Source organism: Mesorhizobium comanense (assembly GCF_005503535.1).
Taxonomy (GTDB): Bacteria; Pseudomonadota; Alphaproteobacteria; order Rhizobiales; family Rhizobiaceae; genus Mesorhizobium; species Mesorhizobium comanense.
In genome coordinates this window covers 97,705-114,572 of sequence record NZ_SCNN01000005.1, presented here as the reverse complement: position 1 = coordinate 114,572, position 16,868 = coordinate 97,705, and the positions used below count along the sequence as shown (strand labels likewise).

General features: G+C 62.7%; 17 protein-coding genes. 6 read left to right on the top strand and 11 right to left on the bottom strand.

All coding sequences use genetic code 11. From position 1 onward, the window contains the following. Positions 1-36: 36 nt before the first annotated feature. From FFS37_RS11145 to rpmG, 4 genes are all read left to right on the top strand, one after another. Complete coding sequence (locus FFS37_RS11145) at positions 37-777, top strand: NUDIX hydrolase (protein ID WP_137930998.1); 741 nt, start codon at positions 37-39, stop codon at positions 775-777. Between the two features lie 15 nt (positions 778-792). Next, complete coding sequence (locus FFS37_RS11140) at positions 793-1,971, top strand: MFS transporter (protein ID WP_137930997.1); 1,179 nt, start codon at positions 793-795, stop codon at positions 1,969-1,971. Positions 1,972-2,054: 83 nt separating this feature from the next. Beyond that, a complete protein-coding gene (locus FFS37_RS11135) occupies positions 2,055-2,510 on the top strand; it encodes a hypothetical protein (protein WP_137930996.1) in 456 nt (151 codons plus the stop codon). Between the two features lie 282 nt (positions 2,511-2,792). Continuing rightward, positions 2,793-2,960, top strand: a complete 168-nt coding sequence (gene rpmG / locus FFS37_RS11130; protein ID WP_006201775.1) for a 50S ribosomal protein L33 — start codon at positions 2,793-2,795, stop codon at positions 2,958-2,960. Between the two features lie 73 nt (positions 2,961-3,033). Here the strand turns inward: rpmG and FFS37_RS11125 are convergent, their stop codons facing one another. From FFS37_RS11125 to FFS37_RS11080, 9 genes are all read right to left on the bottom strand, one after another. Continuing rightward, positions 3,034-4,101 carry an ABC transporter ATP-binding protein gene (locus FFS37_RS11125; protein WP_137930995.1) on the bottom strand — a complete coding sequence of 356 codons (1,068 nt, stop codon included), beginning with the start codon at positions 4,099-4,101 and terminating at the stop codon, positions 3,034-3,036. Positions 4,102-4,105: 4 nt separating this feature from the next. Next, positions 4,106-4,954 carry a carbohydrate ABC transporter permease gene (locus tag FFS37_RS11120; protein ID WP_137930994.1) on the bottom strand — a complete coding sequence of 283 codons (849 nt, stop codon included), beginning with the start codon at positions 4,952-4,954 and terminating at the stop codon, positions 4,106-4,108. Further along, positions 4,954-5,877 (bottom strand): carbohydrate ABC transporter permease, encoded by a 924-nt coding sequence (locus tag FFS37_RS11115; protein ID WP_137930993.1) that lies wholly within the window; start codon positions 5,875-5,877, stop codon positions 4,954-4,956. The genes FFS37_RS11120 and FFS37_RS11115 overlap by 1 nt, the downstream gene beginning before the upstream one ends. A gap of 187 nt (positions 5,878-6,064) precedes the next feature. After that, positions 6,065-7,342 carry an ABC transporter substrate-binding protein gene (locus tag FFS37_RS11110; RefSeq protein WP_137930992.1) on the bottom strand — a complete coding sequence of 426 codons (1,278 nt, stop codon included), beginning with the start codon at positions 7,340-7,342 and terminating at the stop codon, positions 6,065-6,067. 29 nt (positions 7,343-7,371) lie between these two features. Beyond that, positions 7,372-8,559, bottom strand: coding sequence for a PLP-dependent transferase (locus FFS37_RS11105; protein WP_137930991.1), 1,188 nt, complete (start codon positions 8,557-8,559; stop codon positions 7,372-7,374). Further along, entirely contained in the window at positions 8,556-9,290 is a 735-nt protein-coding gene (locus FFS37_RS11100; RefSeq protein ID WP_137930990.1) for a FadR/GntR family transcriptional regulator, read from the bottom strand. The genes FFS37_RS11105 and FFS37_RS11100 overlap by 4 nt, the downstream gene beginning before the upstream one ends. Before the next feature lie 164 nt (positions 9,291-9,454). Beyond that, positions 9,455-10,954 (bottom strand): FAD-dependent monooxygenase, encoded by a 1,500-nt coding sequence (locus FFS37_RS11095; protein ID WP_171026243.1) that lies wholly within the window; start codon positions 10,952-10,954, stop codon positions 9,455-9,457. Positions 10,955-11,501: 547 nt separating this feature from the next. Next, positions 11,502-12,875, bottom strand: coding sequence for a PleD family two-component system response regulator (locus FFS37_RS11085; RefSeq protein WP_137930989.1), 1,374 nt, complete (start codon positions 12,873-12,875; stop codon positions 11,502-11,504). A 33-nt stretch (positions 12,876-12,908) separates the two neighbouring features. Continuing rightward, positions 12,909-13,280, bottom strand: a complete 372-nt coding sequence (locus FFS37_RS11080) for a response regulator (RefSeq protein ID WP_006334976.1) — start codon at positions 13,278-13,280, stop codon at positions 12,909-12,911. Positions 13,281-13,525: 245 nt separating this feature from the next. On the opposite strand from FFS37_RS11080, the gene FFS37_RS11075 reads away from it, so the two are divergent. Further along, entirely contained in the window at positions 13,526-13,825 is a 300-nt protein-coding gene (locus FFS37_RS11075) for a DUF3572 domain-containing protein (protein WP_137930988.1), read from the top strand. Then, positions 13,822-14,484, top strand: coding sequence for a hypothetical protein (locus FFS37_RS11070; protein WP_137930987.1), 663 nt, complete (start codon positions 13,822-13,824; stop codon positions 14,482-14,484). Before FFS37_RS11075 ends, FFS37_RS11070 begins: the two co-directional genes overlap by 4 nt. A 57-nt stretch (positions 14,485-14,541) precedes the next feature. On the opposite strand, the gene FFS37_RS11065 is transcribed toward FFS37_RS11070, so the two are convergent. After that, complete coding sequence (locus tag FFS37_RS11065; protein WP_137931229.1) at positions 14,542-16,131, bottom strand: hypothetical protein; 1,590 nt, start codon at positions 16,129-16,131, stop codon at positions 14,542-14,544. Positions 16,132-16,224: 93 nt separating this feature from the next. Continuing rightward, a complete protein-coding gene (locus tag FFS37_RS11060; protein WP_137930986.1) occupies positions 16,225-16,812 on the bottom strand; it encodes a GNAT family N-acetyltransferase in 588 nt (195 codons plus the stop codon). Between the last annotated feature and the right edge of the window lie 56 nt (positions 16,813-16,868).

Sequence of the window (16,868 nt, the reverse complement as noted above, 5' to 3'; positions counted from 1 at the left end):
CTTTCGCATGCATGAAGTTTCCGCTAGGTCCAGCGCATGGAAGCAATGACCAAGGCGGATGTCGACAAGCTCGACAAGGGGCTTGCCGCGCATAGCGGCCGGCCCTTGCGTCCGCGCGATGCCGCAACGCTCATCCTGCTCGACCGCAAGGGCGCCGATGTCCTGGTGCTGATGGGCCGGCGTCATGCCGCCCACGCCTTCATGCCGGGCAAGTTTGTTTTCCCCGGCGGCCGCACCGATCCGGCCGACAGCCGCATACCGACATCCACCGCATTGCATCGTGATGAAGAGGCAAAGCTGCTTGCCGGTCCTGGCCGCACGAGCGCGGCGCGAGCCCGGGCCGTCGCGTTGTCGGCAATTCGCGAGACCTACGAGGAAGCCGGCCTGCTGATCGGCCGGAAGTCCGCCTTTGCGACCGACAAGCGTGACTGGCAGGGTTTTGTCGAACACGGCGTGAGCCCTTCGCTCGAAACGCTGCGCTTCATCGCGCGCGCCATCACGCCGCCCAACCGGGTGCGCCGCTTCGACACACGTTTCTTCAGCGCCTGGCGCCACGATGTCGCCGTCGAACTGCCAGGCGGTGGCCCGACCAATGAACTTGAGGAATTGGTCTGGCTGCCGCTTGCCAAAGCCCGAGAAGCCGACATTCCCGACATCACCCGAATGATCCTGGACGAGTTGCAAAGCCGCCTCACCCAGGATCCTGACTTGCGCCCCGGTGGACCGGTTCCGTTTTATCGCCTCGTCCGTAACCGCTTCACCCGCGAACTTCTCTAGAGTATTCAGCATCCCATGACGGTCGATACCCAACCACAGGGCGACGAGCGCGTACACTGGCTGCCGATGATCGCGGCGATCTCGTCAATCAGCGTCGTCGGCATTGCCATCGGGCTAGGCATCCCGCTGCTCAGCGTGATCCTCCAGACGCGCGGACATTCCGCCTCGATGATCGGGCTCAACACCGCTGTTGCCGGTTTGGCTTCCATTGCCGGCGCGCCGCTCGCCACCCCGCTTGCCATGCGCTTCGGCGTCGCCTGGACGATGATCGCAATGATCGCGGTAGGAGCGCTTGCCTTCGTCGGGTTCCATTTCGCGCCGGATTTCTGGATGTGGTTTCCGCTGCGTATCGTGCTGCACATCGCGTTGACGGTGTTGTTCATCCTCTCGGAATTCTGGATCAGCACTTCGGCGCCACCGCAGCGCCGGGGCCTTGTGCTTGGCATCTACGCCACCGTGCTTTCCCTCGGTTTCGCCGCGGGACCTTGGCTGTTCGCGCACCTCGGCAGTTCCGGCTTCAGGCCATTCGGCGTCATAATCGCTCTGGTAACCCTGGCGGCCATACCAGTGGTGGCCGCGCGCAACGAAAGTCCCAACATCGTGGCCGAGAGCGAAACCAGCCATTTCCTGCGCTATATCTGGCTGGTGCCGACCGCCACTTTCGCCGTGCTGGTGTTCGGCGCGGTCGAAACCGGCGGGTTCGCGCTGTTTCCGGTCTATGGCAACCGGATCGGCTATTCCGAAGCCGACGCGGCGCTGCTGCTGACAATGATCGGCCTCGGCAATGTCTTGTTGCAGATCCCGATCGGCATGATCAGCGACCGCGTCTCCGACAGGCGCTATCTGCTGCTCGCCTGCGCCACGGTCGGCCTGATCGGCACGATATTCATGCCGTTCTTTGCCGCCAACTGGCACCTGATGGCCGCGCTGCTTTTCATCTGGGGCGGCGTGGTGGCGGCCATGTACACGATCGGCCTCGCCCATCTCGGCTCCCAGCTTTCCGGCCATGAACTGGCGTCCGCCAATGCCGCCTTCGTCTTGTGTTACGGTGTCGGCATGGTGCTCGGCCCGCAGGCGATCGGCATTGGCATGGACAGTTTCGGGCCTTCAGGCTTCGGCTGGTCGCTCGGCCTGTTCTTCGCCGCCTATATCATGCTGGTCTGCTTCAGGCTGGTCCGCAAGATCGTGTTGTAACGCGACAGCCTGCTGACAGAACCGTGTCAGCAGCCACGCGGTAAAAGAGTGTCCCAAAAACACCCGATATTGAGGACACTCCCATGATCGACAGCGGCTTTGAAACCACCTCGCTGCGAATGACACTTCTGCTCCTGGTGACGTTCCAGGCACCTGCCGCGGATGTCGACCGCATCATGGACGCGGTGGTCGCGATCGCTCCCCTGGCGATGGGCAAATATGACCGCAACGCCTATCAGTCGGCGCACGGCATCGAGCGCTACAGACCCCTCGAAGGGGCGGCTGCCGGCGCCGAGACCGAGTTGCGCCGTCGCCCGGGCACGGTCGAGGTTTCCTTCGAACTGCCCGACGACCAGGCGCTGGCTGCCCGAGTCGTCGAGGCGATTTTCCAGGCCCATTCCTATCAGGAGCCGGTGATCCGCATCCAGCCGATCCTCGCGAGCCGCTCCAAGGGCCTGAACGACCGCGACAATCCGAATCGCTGGTGGAACACGACGGGAGACTGGAAAAAGCTGGCGGCCGTTAAGGAGGAAGCATAGGCCGGACTTGCCTTCTCCCCTTGTGGGAGAAGGTGGCCTCGCGAAGCGAGGTCGGATGAGGGGTGCTCAAGCTTGGCACCGACGGCACTCCGTCACCCACCCCTCAACCGTCTCAGCGCTGCGCGCCGATCCACCTTCTCCCACAAGGGGAGAAGGAAGAGACTGAGCCGCCGGGCTTGACTTTCCGGGCACGTTCTTTATGTGTCGCGCCAAGTTTCCCGCGTCCGGGTGTTTTCCCCGTGTCCCAGCGGCCAAAACTCCACGAACGAACGGACTGATATCATGGCCAAAGCCGCAAACATCAAAATCAAGCTTCTGTCGACCGCCGACACCGGTTTCTTCTACGTGACCAGCAAGAACAGCCGTACCAAGACCGACAAGCTGTCGTTCCGCAAGTACGATCCGGTTGCCAAGAAGCACGTCGAATTCAAGGAAACCAAGATCAAGTAATCCGGGTTTTCTCTGGAATGCCGAAACGCCGCCCATTGGGCGGCGTTTTTCGTTTGCGCTTCGGGATGGCCCCTCACCCGATGCGATCGCCGCCTTTGGTATCGAACAGATGCAGGGACGCCGGATCGGCCGCCAGCCGGACGATATCGCCGGGCTTCACGCCCGCACGGCCCATCGCGAAAACGCAAAGCGGCTGGCCGGCCAGTTTGACATAGAATTGCGTCGACAGGCCAAGCGGCTCGACCACCCCCACCTCGCCTCCCAGCGCCCCATCGTCGGACAGCCGGATATGCTCGGGCCGCAAACCGACAGTGATGGCATCGCCATTGTTGAGCGGCAGACCGTCCGGGAGCCGCAGCTTCTGGCCGTCGGCGAGCACCGCGTCGGCCTTGCCGCCCTTCTCCACCGTGGCCGGCAGGAAGTTCATGCCCGGCGAGCCGATGAAGCCGGCGACGAACATGTTGGCCGGGCGGTCATAGAGATCGAGCGGCGCGCCGACCTGCTGGATCCGCCCGTCATGCATGACGACGATCCGGTCGGCCATGGTCATCGCCTCGATCTGGTCGTGGGTGACATAGACGGAGGTGGTCTTCAACTGCTGATGCAGCGCCTTGATTTCGGCCCGCATGTGCACCCGCAGCTTGGCGTCGAGATTGGACAGCGGCTCGTCGAAGAGAAAGACCTTGGGATCGCGCACGATGGCGCGGCCCATGGCGACGCGCTGGCGCTGGCCGCCCGACAATTGCCTGGGCAGACGTTGCAGATAGGCGTCCAGGCCGAGCCGCCTGGCCGCGCCATCCACCCGCGCGTCGATCGCCGGCTTCTCGGCCTTGCGCAGCATCAGGCTGAAGCCCATGTTCTGCGCCACGTCCATGTGCGGATAGAGCGCGTAGGACTGGAACACCATGGCGATGTCGCGGTCCTTGGGCGCAACGTCGTTTACCAGCCTTTCGCCGATGTGGATTTCGCCGCCGGATGCTTCCTCGAGCCCGGCGATCATGCGCAGCAACGTCGATTTTCCGCAGCCTGACGGGCCGACCAGCACCACGAACTCGCCATCGGCGATCTCCAGATTGACCGCATGGAGCACGCGGACGGCGCCGTAATCCTTGCGGACTTTTTCGAGCGTGACAGAGGCCATCGATCTATCCTTTGACGGCGCCGGCCGTCAGGCCGGTGACGAGGTAGCGTTGCAGGAAGGCGAAGAAGATGCAGACGGGGATCAGCGCCAGGATCGAGGCCGCCATCATCTGCCCCCAGTCGACGGCGAACTTGCCGATGAAGGTGAGCAGACCAACGGCGAAGGTCTTCTGGGCATCACTGGAAATCAGCATCAGCGCGAAGAGCAGCTCGCTCCAGGCCGCCGTGAAGACGAAGCCGAGCGTGGCACCCATGCCGGGCAGCGTCAGCGGCACGATTACACGACGCATGGCCTGCGCCCGCGTGCAGCCGTCGATCATGGCCGCCTCCTCGAGGTCCTTCGGGATGCCGTCGAAGAAGGACTGCATCAGGAAGGTGGCAAAGGCGGTGTTGAAGGCGGTGTAGATGATGATCAATCCGGTGAGGCTGTTGGTCAGACCGATATCACCCATGATCCGGTAGATCGGCGGAATGACCATGACCAGCGGAAAGGTCTGGGTCAGCAGCAACAGGATTGCCAGCGTTGCCTTGCCGCGGAAGGCGAAGCGCGACATCGCATAGCCGGCGAGCGTGGCGATCACGGTCACCAGCGCGGCGGTCGACACCGAGACGATGACGCTGTTCAGGAAATAGCGCGGGAAGTCGGAGGCTTCGAGCACGGTGACGAAGTTCTTGAGCGTGGTCTGCGACGGCCAGAAAGTGATGCCTTCCGAGTAAAGCAGCCGCTCCGGCGTCACCGAAATCTTCAGCGTCCAGAAGATCGGGAACAGCGCGAAGACCACATAGACTGCAATCGCCGCGTAGAGGCCGATGCCGCCGACTATGCGCGCGGTTGCTGAGCGTCCGGCGATCATCAGACATGCCTCACAAGCGTGCGGCGGATGGCGATCAGCGCCACCGCATAGGCGATCAGCAGCACGAGAAGCAGCACCGCGACGGCCGAGGCGTAACCCTTGTCCAGCGACTTGAAGGCGCTGACATAGATATAGACGGGCACGGTGCTGGTCGAACCGGCCGGGCCGCCCTCGGTCATGACGAAGATCAGGTCGGCGAAGGTGGCGATCCAGATGGTGCGCAGCATCACGGTGATGACGATGGTCGGCGCCAGGAACGGCAGCGTCACCTTGGTGAAGCGCTGCCAGGGCGAAGCGCCGTCGATGGCCGCCGCCTCATGCAGTTCCGACGGGATCGATTTCAGCGCCGCCAGCAAGGTGATGGCGAAGAACGGGATGCCGAACCAGATGTTGGCCACGATCGGCCCCCACATGGCCGTGGCCGGGTCGGAGAGCACGTTTGTAGGCTCAGCCTTGAGGCCAAGCGCGTAAAGCCAATGCGGCAGCGGGCCGATGATGGGGTTGAACAGCCACGCCCAGGTGAGGCCGGAGAGAAACGACGGCACCGCCCAGGGCAGGAACACCACCGCCTGTACGACCTTGCGGCCATAAAACGGCTTGTCGAGCAGCAGCGCCAGACCCAGTCCGAGGAAGAACTGGAAGAACAGGCTGGCGACCGTCCACCACAGCGTGTTGATCAGAGCCTGGCCGAGGACGGGGTCCGAGAGCATCGCCTGGTACTGGCCGAGGCCGACATATTGCGATTTGAAGGCGGAAAATTTGCGGAAGGAATAGCTGATGCCGATGATCAGCGGCACCAGCAGCACCACGACCAGAAGGACGATGGCCGGGCTGAGATAGAGCCATGGCTCGATGGCGGCGTGCGACAGCCGCTTCTTGCGCGGCCTTGCGACGGATCGGATTTCGGACGCTGCGTAGGTCATGGATTTGGCTCTACGGTGATGGATGGGTGCCGGAAGGCAAAACAGCGTCCTTCTCCCCGTTTACGGGGAGAAGATGCCGGCAGGCAAATGAGGGGCAGCGCGAAACTGTCGAGGCATGGCGCCGCCCCTCATCCGTCACTTCGTGACACCTTCTGCCCGTGAAGCGGGGAGAAGGAAGAAGCTGCGCTCACTTCTTGTTCTTCGCCAGCCAGTCCTGCTGTTCCTTGGTCAGGAAGGCGGCCCATTGGTCGGCGACGTCCTTGGCCGTCTTCTGGCCCAGCAGCACTTCCTGGAAGTTCTTGATCGCCACCTGGTCGACGAAGTTGCCGAGGTTTTCGAGATGAGTCGGCGGCGTCACCATTTCATATTTGGAACTGTCGCTCAGCTCCGTGAACCAACCCTTGAACTGCTCGGTCTTGAAATGCGCGTCCTGGTCGGCGCCGTTGTGGATCGGAATGACGCCGACCTCCTTGGCCCATTCCAGATTGTCCTTCGGCGACAGCAATGTCGCCATCAGCTTCCAGGCGTCGTCCTTGTGTTGCGAATTGGCGAACATCGCCCAGCCGGCATAGCCGAGCGTCGGGTAGGACTTGCCGCTCGGGCCGACCGGCAACGGCGCCACGGCGAAATCCTCGGCGCTCATCTTGTCGGCGATGCCGAGCAGAGCGTCTGGATCCTGGTTCAGCATCGCGCACGTGCCGGAATAGAAACCGGTCACCGTCTCGTTGAAGCCCCAGCTCACGGCGTCCTTCGGCGCGAGGCCATCCTTGTACATGTCGGCCAGCATCTGCAGGCCCTTGACCGAGCCTTCGTCGTTGATGGTCGAGGTGCCGTCCTCGTTGAAGTAGCCGCCCTTGCCGGCGGCGATGTTCATGAACATGTGCATGCCGTTGAAGGCGCCCGGCCCGCCGCGCAGGCAGTAGCCATATTTGCCGGGAATAGCCGAGATCTTCTTGGAATCGGCGATGAAGTCGTCGAGCGTCGCCGGCGGGCCGTCGAGCCCGGCTTCCTTGAACAGCTTCTTGTTCCAGAACAGCGCGTTCACATAGTAGCCATAGGGGATCATGAACTGAGTGTTGTTGACCGTCGAGCCGAACTGCTTGGCCCGGTCGCCCAGCGTCTTGGCGTCGTCCCATTTGGCCATGTAGGGACCAAGATCCTCCAACTGGGCGTTGTTGGCGTAGAGGCCCATCCAGCGTTCCGGCATCTCGACCACGTCAGGCGTGTCGCCGGCTTGCACCATGGTCAGGAATTTCTCGAAGGCCTGGCCCCAGGGCAGCGAAACCAGTTCCACCTTGACGCCCGGATTTGCCGCCTCGAAGTCGGCGATCTGCTTCTTCAGAAATTCGGTGCGCGGCGGGCTGGTGATCACCTCGACCATCTTGAGGGTCGTGTCGGCCAAGGCGTTTCCGGCTGAAATCGCCAGCCCCGCAACGGTGGCAAGCATGACGGTCAGTTTCTTCATCTTCAAGACTCCCATTTTGAAGCGGCTTGTTATTTTCTGGCTTTTTCGAAGGCCTGTGCCACGTCGGCCCACAGATCCTCGACACTTTCCAATCCGACATTGAAGCGGATGGTTCGGGGGCTGACGCCGAAGCGCGCCATCGAATTCAGTCCCGGCGTCTGCTCCAGCGACGCCTTGGCCGGCACGACCAGGCTCTCATGCCCGCCCCAGCTGACGCCGATGCGGAAGTATTTCAGCGCATCGACGAAGACGGGGATGTCGATGTCATCCGTCACCTCGAAGGAGAACAGGCCGGCATACCCAGCCAGCGTCGCCTTGCCCGGATGGTTCGAATAGGCGGGATGGTTGACGCGCTCGACATTGGCATGCGCCTTCAGCCGCTCGGCAATGGTGAGCCCGCTCTTCATGTGGTGCGGCAGGCGCAGCGGCAAGGTGCGCAGGCCGCGCAGCAGCAGCCAGGCCTCGAAAGGCGACAGCTTGCCGCCGAGATAGGAATAGGTCTGCTCGTTGATGTGCTTGATGTGCGCGGCCGAGCCCGCCACCACGCCGGCGACCGTGTCGCTGTGGCCGCCGAGATACTTCGAGGCCGAATGCAGCACGAGATCGACGCCATGCGTGAAAGGCTTCTGGAATACCGGCGTCGCCCAGGAATTGTCGATGGTGGTGATGATGCCCTGCTCTTTGGCCAGACGGGTCAGATGCGGCAAATCCTGCAGCTCGAACATCATCGAGGTCGGGCTTTCCAGGTAAAGCAGCTTGGCGCCTGGAAGTGCCGCAGCAACCGCATCGGGATCGGATCCATCGACATAGTCGACCTTGATGTTCATGCGCGGCAAAAAACGCTCGAACAGGCGATAGGCGTCGCCATAGCAGTTGCGCACGGCGACGATCCGCTCGCCCGCGCCAACGAAGGCAAGGACGGTGGCGCTGATCGCCGCCATCCCGCTGGAGAAGCCGCGCGCGGCCTCGGCGCCTTCCAGGGCGGCCACGCGCGCCTCGAACTCCATCACTGTCGGATTGTCGCCGCGCGAATAGATCGGCTGCTTTCGTTTGCCGGCAAATGTGTCAGCCATTTCGGCATAATTGGCGAAGGTAAACAGCGAGGTCTGGTAGATCGGCGGCACGACCGCGCCGCCTGGAAACGGTTCGTCATGCGCCAGTAGCGTCGCCGCCTCGGCGAGGTAGTCGTAGTCGAAACCTGATGGGTGTTCGTTCATGTCCGGCTCGGAAGTTTGAGTTTGGCGGCGCCGCGTTTGAGGTCGTCCTCGACGGTGGCGATCAGCTTGAGCGCCTCGTTGCGCGCGCCTTGCGGATCGCGGGCGGCAATGCGTTCGTAGATGGTGCGATGATAGGGAAAGCTGGCATGGCCGAAATCGCGCACGCCAAGCGGGTGTTCCCAGAAGCGATGGAACAGTTCGTGCATGGCGGCGATGATCTGCTCGAACAGCGGATTGCCGGAAACCCGGTAGATCGCCTGGTGAAACTCCCAGTCCTCCTCCGAGGACATGCCGTCGCGGGTGCGGAACGCCTGCTCCATGATGTCGAGCTTGCGTTCGATCTCGGCGATGTCGGCCGCGCTGGCGCGTTCCGCGCACAATGCCGCCGCTTCCGCCTCCAGCGCACGCCTGATCTCCAGCGTCTGCATCAGGCTGGTAAAGTCGTTGCCGCCGGCGAGCGTCAGCGGCAAATGCAGCATGTCAGGTGAAACAGCGGCCTTGAGGTAGGTGCCGCTGCCTTGCCGGCGTTCGACCAGACCCAATCCTTCCCACCGTGTCAGCGCCTCGCGCACCGTGTTGCGGCTGACTTTCAGCCGCTCGGCCAGGATGCGCTCGGTCGGAAGCCGCTCGCCGGGCTGCAAGGATTCGGCGCGAACAAAACCCACCAACGCCTTCAGCACGGCGTCGTCGCGCGCCGTGGTCTGAATGGGTGGCAGGCTGTTCTGGTCCACACTTCCTCCCCGAAAGCGGCGCTAAGTGGTCCAATGGTCCAACCAATCTGCACACTGGCAGGACCCCTGTCAATTGCTTGTCAGGAGCCCCGTCTTCCAGCTGTTGAAGATTTGAGGTCCGGTGCGCGCCTTATGACTCGCGCCGCCGGCGTCGACCCGATGCGCTATAACGAGGCGGCTGGCGGGCCAAGCCAGGTGGTCAGCGCGCCGGCCAGTCCCTGGTGCGTCGCATCCGAGGCCCAGGCTACATACCCGTCAGGTCGGATCAGCACGGCGCTGGGCGCCTCGACCGCGCCGAGGACCGGCAGATCCCAGGCGCCGTCATACGCCGCATCGACCAGCTTCAGCTGATGCGCCCAGGCGCCCGCATCGAGGCTGCCGGCCTCCCCCAGATTGAGGAGCACCGGGCGGGCATCGTGCAATAGACTGAAGACCCGACGAGGTCCGTCCGCTATTGTCAGATCCAGATCAGGCATTCGACGTCCGAGCAGAGGATGCCCCTCGCCCAGATCGTAATGAACGCCAAGCCCGGACATTTCCCCGGCCATTTTCCTGCGGGGCTCGTCCATGGCGAGCAATTCGGCGAAAGTATCGGCCAACGCCTTGGTTCGGTCATCCATTCGACGCAGCGCGACCTGCGCCATCGCGTTGCGCAACACGCGGGCAGCGACCGAATGACGTTCGCTTTGGTAGCTGTCGAGCAGGCTCTCGGGGGATACCCGTTTCACCACCCGCGCCAGCTTCCATCCCAAATTGACCGCATCCTGAACACCGATGTTGAGCCCTTGTCCGCCCATCGGCGGATGGACGTGCGCGGCGTCGCCGGCGAGCAGGACCCGCCTGTCGCGGTAAGTGGTTGCCTGGCGCACCATGTCGGTGAAACGAGAGAGCCAGGCTGGGCTGTGAACGCCGAAGTCAGTGCCGTAGACGCCGGCCAGCGCCTCCTGGAGGTCATGCAAAGTGGGTTCGCCGCCGATCGTCAGTTGCCGCTCGGTCAGCACGATGCCGACCCGGCCGCTCTCCTCGATCTTGCCTATCGCATGAACGCCGCTGGCGTCACTGCGAAAGCCCCATGCCGGCTCATGTGCCGTCTCAACCTCGGCAATGATCCAGCTCATCGTCGCATCCGAGCCGGCGAACTCGATACCCACCGTCTTCCGGATGACGCTGCGGCCACCGTCGCAGCCGACGAGATACTCCGTCCGCAATCGTTGGCCGTCGGCCAGATCCAGGTCGACGCCGCCTTCGTCCTGCGCAAAACCGGTGACTTGCCGGTCGCGATAGATCGGCACACCCAATTCGCCGATCCAGTCGGCCAATATCTTCTCGATATGGTTTTGCCGCAGCGCCAGAAGATAATTGTGCCGGCTGGGAAAGTCGCTGATGTCCAGGCGCACCATGTGGAAGCTCACGGCCGGCCATCGTTTTCCCTGCGACAGAAACCTGTCCGCAATTCCGCGCTGGTCGAGCACCTCGATGGTGCGCGCATGCAGGCCGCCGGCACGCGAACCGGTCAACTGCTGGGTTGGTCGCCGCTCGACAATGGCGACATCGATGTCCGCCAGCGCGAGTTCGCCCGCCAACATCAACCCTGTCGGGCCGCCCCCCACTATCAATACCGAATGGTCCCGAGGCTGTTGGTTTGTCGGCATGGATACCGGCATTCTGATACTCCCGTTCCGTTGGCAAGGGCGCGGTTTTACGGGAGAAGCGGGGGCTTGAAGCAAGCCCCCTGGGCGCCATATATACTTTACGGAAGGGTTAGGTTTCTTTCCGCGCAGCTCCGCAACGAGCAACCGCATGCCCGCAGGGTTGGGCTTTCCGCATTCAAACGGCCTTTTGCACTCGGCGTTGTCGGGGTTTTCCGCGCATAAAAAAGCCCCGGATTGTCCGGGGCTTGACCAGCTCCTGATGCCACGTGGGGCAAAGGGGGCCGGTCGGCGTTTGGCAGCGGTACGAGGAGGCCACTATGTGCCAGCGCCGGCCGGCCGACCCCACGGACCCAGGAGATGCGGCGGACCTGAGCATCATGGGGTATTCCTGCGATCGACCCGGCTGTCTACCCTCGTGCCTAGGTCGTCTTGGTCTATGGCCCGCACATTTGCGCAAGAACTTATGAAAATCAACAGTTTCTTAACCAAGCCTCGCGAATCGCTTGGATTAAGGTAAATGGCTAACCCTGTTGCTTGACTGGTTACCCGGCCGAGTCGGTCAGGCGGCCTTGGCGACGACGCGGTTGCGGCCGCCGCTTTTGGCTTCGTAGAGCGCGAGGTCGGCGCGCTTCATCAACGCCGCCACCGTGTCCACTCCCTTCAACACCGAAGACACGCCGACGCTGACGGTCACCTCGATGGTCTTGCCATCGGAACCGACGGCAAACGGCTGCTGGGCGATTTCGGCGCGAATACGCTCGGCCACCTTCTCAGCCACAAGGCCATCCGTGTCCGGCATGACAACGACGAACTCCTCGCCGCCGAACCGGCAGGCGAGATCGATGCCGCGCACATTCTTGCGCAGCCGCCGGGCAAATTCGCGCAGCACTTCGTCGCCACCGTCATGGCCATGAACGTCGTTGATCGACTTGAAGCGGTCGAGGTCGGTGATCATGACCGACAGCGGCCGGCGCCGCGCCACGGCGCGATCGAACAGCGTCTGCAGATGGCTGTCGAGGTAGCGGCGGTTGTGCAAGCCTGTCAGGCCGTCGGTGACGGCCATTTCGATCGTCTGGGTGACGCTGGCGCGCAATTGGTCGTTGTAGCGCTTGCGGCGCACCTGGGTGCGCAGCCGCGCCGTCAGTTCCTGCTGGTCGATCGGCCGCATCAGATAGTCGTTGATGCCGAGTTCGAGGCCGCGGATGATACGCTCCTCCTCGCCCTCCTCCGCCAGGAGAATGATCGGCAGGAAACGCGTGCGATCGAGCGAGCGCAATTGCGAGCAGAGCCGGAGCGGATCGAAATCGGCGAAAGCCGTCGAGATCATCACGCACTCATAGGGCGTCTCCGCCGCCTGGAAGAAGCCGGCATGCGGATCGCTGGTTACATCGAGATCGGCGCTGTCGCGCAGCATCTTCTGGATGCGCTCGACCGAAGACTTGCGCTCATCGATCAGGAGCACTTTCGGCGTCGTTTCGGCTGACGCGAAATTGCGGCTCAGAAGCTCTTCGATACCGATGTTGCGCGTGGTCGAGGCCCGCAGCCGCAACTCGTCGGTCAGGGACTTCAGCCTCACGAGGCTCTTGACGCGCGTCATCAGCTGCAGGTCATTGACCGGCTTGGTCAAGAAATCGTCGGCACCGGCCTGCAGCCCGCGCACGCGGTCGGAAACCTGGTCCAGCGCTGTGATCATCACCACCGGAATGTGCGACGTCGCCGGATCGCTCTTCAGACGCCGGCAAACCTCGAACCCGTCCATGTCGGGCATCATGACGTCGAGCAGGACGACGTCGACCTTGCCGTTCTCGCAGGTCTCGATCGCGTCCGGGCCATTGCTGGCGGTCAGCACCTCGAAATACTCGGCCAGCAGCCGGACCTCCAGCAGCCTGACATTGGCAGGGATGTCGTCGACGACGAGGATCCGCGCGGTCATTTCACAAGGCTCCGGCTTTGGCAAAGGGGCGCATCAGGCATCGCCCAGATAGGATTTGATGGTCTCGATGAAACGAGGCACCGAGATCGGCTTCGAAATATAGGCCTCGCAGCCGCCCTGGCGGATACGCTCCTCGTCGCCCTTCATGGCGAAAGCGGTCACCGCTATGACCGGAATGACATGCAGATCGTCGTCTTCCTTGAGCCATTTGGTCACCTCCAGCCCCGACACTTCGGGAAGCTGGATATCCATCAAGATGAGGTCCGGGCGGTGCTGGCGCGCCAGATCGAGCGCTTCCAGACCATTGCGGGTGCGCACCGTCTCGTAGCCGCTGGCTTCGATGAGGTCCCGAAAGAGCTTCATATTGAGCTCATTGTCCTCGACGATCATAACCTTCTTTGGCATCGACATCCCGTCCCGGCCGACCTTCCGTTCGAAAACGGCCGTCATGCGCCCGTCCGTGAACGCACCAAACCCTGCTTCACTATACGGCAATATGATTGACGAAACGGAAACCCACGGCCGCAAAGCAGTGCGATTTCCACCTCGCCTCTTGCGCGTCCAAAGGGCGCGCCGCGCTGTAAAGGCTTGCCGCAGGCAACGCTTGCCATTACTGCGGGAGAGACTCATTCCACATACCGAAGGTAGTGATGGCAAACGCGGCGTCAATGCGCGAAGAAGCGGAAACCATTGCCGTCAAGGCACTCGGTTTCGTCGCCTCCGATCCGGAGCTGTTGCCGCGCTTCCTGGCAATCACCGGAATAGAAGCGCATTCAATCCGCAAAGCCGCTGGCGAACCAGGATTCCTGGCCGGCGTGCTGCAGTTCATTCTCGCCCACGAACCGACCCTGATCAGATTTGCCGAAGAGACCGGCACGCCACCGGCCGCGGTCGGCCGGGCGTTGCGCGCCTTGCCGCTGGGCGACGACGACCATGAGCGTTCCATATGAGCGACGATCCGGAAACCGCGCGCCAGATCGAGGAACTGGCGGCCGACGACCGCCCCCTGCTGGTGCTGGACGTCGACGATGTCGTCCTCGAATTCATCCGGCCCTTTCCGCATTTCCTCAAGGCGCGCGGTTACGGCCTGACACTGGCATCCTTCCGGTTGACGGGAAACATTGCCGAAACGGCGAGCGGCAGGCTGATCGAGCAGGCGGAAGTGACCGCGCTGCTGGGAGATTTCTTCGACGCGCAGGCCGAGTGGCAAAGCATCACCGAAGGGGCCGCGCAGGCCCTCGCCGGCATCGGCGATCGCGCCGAAATCATATTGCTGACGGCCATGCCGCACAGGCATCGTGCCGTGCGGCGGGCGCATCTGGATGTGCTGGGGTTGAGCTATCCGCTGCTGACCACGGAAATGGCCAAAGGACCGGCGGTAGCCAAGCTGCGTGGCAAGAATGGCAGGCCTGTGGTCTTCGTCGACGACCAGCCGCACAACCTGGCCTCGGTGCGGGACTCCGTGGCCGAGGCAAGTCTTTTCCACCTGATGGCCGACAATTCGCTACGGGCATTCCTGCCGCCGGTCCAGGACGATGTCATCGTCGTCCAGGATTGGCATGAAGCCGCGCCGAAGATCGCCAGCGCGCTGGGGCTTCAGCTGAGGTGACGAAATTCGGGGAAAAGTGCTTCACACTTTTCCCCGAATTGCTGCAGGGCTGAACCTTCAGGGATTGAGCTTCGCCCCTGCCCCGCCATTGTCGCCGTCGCCATCGTTGGCGCCGCCACTATTGGTGCCTTCGTTGGCGCTGCCGCCATTATCGCCGCCATTATCATTTTCCACGCCGTCACCATCGTCCATGCTGCCGTCCCCTGCCGGATCGGCGGCCTTGAGCGTGACGCCATTGACGGTGACCGAGCCGTCGGCCTTGGTGTTGACGGCCCATTCCAGCCGGCCGTCAGGCAGCGTCTTGGCAAACCCTTTGACGACGAGAGCGACGGGCACGTACTGCGCCAGTTCAGGTTCGGACTTCGCTGCCTCCTGCATGCCCGCCACGATCTTGTCGAAGCCGGCGACATCGACGGTCAGATTTGCGTCGGGCTTCTGGCCAAAGCTGGTCATCTCGCCTTCCAGCGTGATCTCCATGTCCTTGTTCTTTACCGTGCTGTGACCGATGACGAGCTTCGGCGTCTTGGCCAGGAAATCAGCCTTCAACTGGTCACCGAACTCTGGAGAGAGCGGCGGATCCTGATTGAGATCAAAGGCTTCGATCGCCTTTTTCGCCATGCTGTCGAGGTCGATGTTGGCGCCGCCGAAATTCAGGTCGATGTCGGTCGGCAACAGTGCCACGCTCCAGCTCGGAAGAAGCTGATGCGGCACGGTCAGGCCCGACGCCTTGATGCCATAGTTGACCTTTCCGCTCTGCGAGACGCCATCGGAGCCGAAAGCGGTGCTGAGTTGTGTTGCGCCGAAAGCTCCGAGCGGGGTCTCGACCGAAAAGTCCTTGAAGCCATAGACGCCATCTATGCGCTCCCACACGGGAAGCGCGGCGAGCAGGAGCGACTTGAGCTGCTTCTGGTTCGCCTTCAGCGTCTTCTCATCCTCGTTCGCCACGGCGAACGCCAGGAGGTCGAGCAGCGGCTTGGTCTGCATGCCCTTGCCGCTGGCCTCCACCGACAATTCCGGCGACTTCACGGTGACGGGAAAATTCAATCCATTTTCTGGATCGTTGAGCTTTATCGCTTCGACGAAATTGGCGACCTTTTGCGACATGGTGAAATCGACGCCGCCATTGGCTGCCTTGGTCGCGGACAGGGTCGCGGTGCCGGCGCCGGCGCTCATGTCCATCTGCTGCTTGGCTTCCTGGGACGACATCGTCATCCCGGACATCGAACTCGTGCCGCTGGTGAAGGCGGCCAGCGCGGGGTCATAAACACCGCTGCCCTTGCCGTCCTTGATCGAGAACTGCGTGGTCTGCTTCCCCTCGGGGCCGTTGAATTCAAACGAGGCGCTCTGCGAAAAATCCATCGAGACATCCCAGGACCCGTCGCTGCGCGGCTTGACCAGCAGCGCGTAGGGCGCGAAGTCGAACTTCACCAGCTTCTGGTCGGGGAAGGTTGCGGCCAGCGCCTTGAAATCGAACACGATCTTGTAGGCATCGCCTTCGGCCGACACTTTCAGGATGCCCTTGTCGAGCGCCTGCTTTCCGACATAGCGCGACAGGTCGTCGGACAGTTGCTTTGCGCCCTGGCTGTCGACGGACTGGCCGAAAGCGGGGGCGCTGAACAGCAACGCGGTGAAGGCTATTGGCAGCATACGGTTCACGGGAACTCTCCGTTTGATCGAAAAGGCAAAGGTCGTTTCTGATTCTGGTAGTGAAATACCATCACGACTGCAAGACGATGACGCTCAGCCGGCCGGCGTCAGAACCAGCCGCATCAGGGGGCGGCCCGCCTTGCGCTCGACGATCCGCTCGAACCCGGCCTTCTCGAAAACCTGTGAGGAACCGACAAACAGGCCGATCGACCGGGAATCACGGGACACATCGATCGGACAGGCCTCGACAAGCCGCGCGCCATTGCCACGGGCAAAATCGATGCCGCCCTCGACGAGCCTATGCGTGATGCCTCTGCCGCGTGCCCTGGTGCGCACGAAAAAGCAGGAGATCGCCCAGACACCGGGATCGGCGGCATCGGCGGCATCGATCGGCGCCGAGCCCCTGCCCTTGTTGTTCCATTCGGGAACGTCGGCGCGTGGCCCGATCTGCATCCAGCCCACGGCCTTTTCATCCTCGATGGCCAGCAGGCCGGGCGGCGGACCGGCTTCGATGCGGGTCCTGATGTGATCCTTGTTGCGTTCGCGGCTGCTCTCGCGCCGCGCCGCCGGCGCCAGCCGGAAATGCGTACACCAGCAGCCGTAGCAGGCACCCTGCTTGCCGAAAAGGTCTTCGAATTGCGGCCATAGATCAGGCGTAAGCGGTACTACGCTCGTGCTCATGCATTCTCCCCAGGCCAAGCTTGTCGCAGGCCCTGCGCTGTCGTACCATTGCGTTT

Bases quoted from the DNA above. Each gene is read 5' to 3' on its own strand.
- FFS37_RS11065 (WP_137931229.1), bottom strand. From the start codon at position 16,131: ATGCTGCCAATAGCCTTCACCGCGTTGCTGTTCAGCGCCCCCGCTTTC.
- FFS37_RS11135 (WP_137930996.1), top strand. From the start codon at position 2,055: ATGATCGACAGCGGCTTTGAAACCACCTCGCTGCGAATGACACTTCTG.
- FFS37_RS11075 (WP_137930988.1), top strand. From the start codon at position 13,526: ATGGCAAACGCGGCGTCAATGCGCGAAGAAGCGGAAACCATTGCCGTC.
- FFS37_RS11085 (WP_137930989.1), bottom strand. From the start codon at position 12,875: ATGACCGCGCGGATCCTCGTCGTCGACGACATCCCTGCCAATGTCAGG.
- rpmG (WP_006201775.1), top strand. From the start codon at position 2,793: ATGGCCAAAGCCGCAAACATCAAAATCAAGCTTCTGTCGACCGCCGAC.
- FFS37_RS11110 (WP_137930992.1), bottom strand. From the start codon at position 7,342: ATGAAGAAACTGACCGTCATGCTTGCCACCGTTGCGGGGCTGGCGATT.
- FFS37_RS11140 (WP_137930997.1), top strand. From the start codon at position 793: ATGACGGTCGATACCCAACCACAGGGCGACGAGCGCGTACACTGGCTG.
- FFS37_RS11145 (WP_137930998.1), top strand. From the start codon at position 37: ATGGAAGCAATGACCAAGGCGGATGTCGACAAGCTCGACAAGGGGCTT.
- FFS37_RS11105 (WP_137930991.1), bottom strand. From the start codon at position 8,559: ATGAACGAACACCCATCAGGTTTCGACTACGACTACCTCGCCGAGGCG.
- FFS37_RS11060 (WP_137930986.1), bottom strand. From the start codon at position 16,812: ATGAGCACGAGCGTAGTACCGCTTACGCCTGATCTATGGCCGCAATTC.
- FFS37_RS11115 (WP_137930993.1), bottom strand. From the start codon at position 5,877: ATGACCTACGCAGCGTCCGAAATCCGATCCGTCGCAAGGCCGCGCAAG.
- FFS37_RS11125 (WP_137930995.1), bottom strand. From the start codon at position 4,101: ATGGCCTCTGTCACGCTCGAAAAAGTCCGCAAGGATTACGGCGCCGTC.
- FFS37_RS11120 (WP_137930994.1), bottom strand. From the start codon at position 4,954: ATGATCGCCGGACGCTCAGCAACCGCGCGCATAGTCGGCGGCATCGGC.
- FFS37_RS11080 (WP_006334976.1), bottom strand. From the start codon at position 13,280: ATGCCAAAGAAGGTTATGATCGTCGAGGACAATGAGCTCAATATGAAG.
- FFS37_RS11070 (WP_137930987.1), top strand. From the start codon at position 13,822: ATGAGCGACGATCCGGAAACCGCGCGCCAGATCGAGGAACTGGCGGCC.
- FFS37_RS11095 (WP_171026243.1), bottom strand. From the start codon at position 10,954: ATGCCGGTATCCATGCCGACAAACCAACAGCCTCGGGACCATTCGGTA.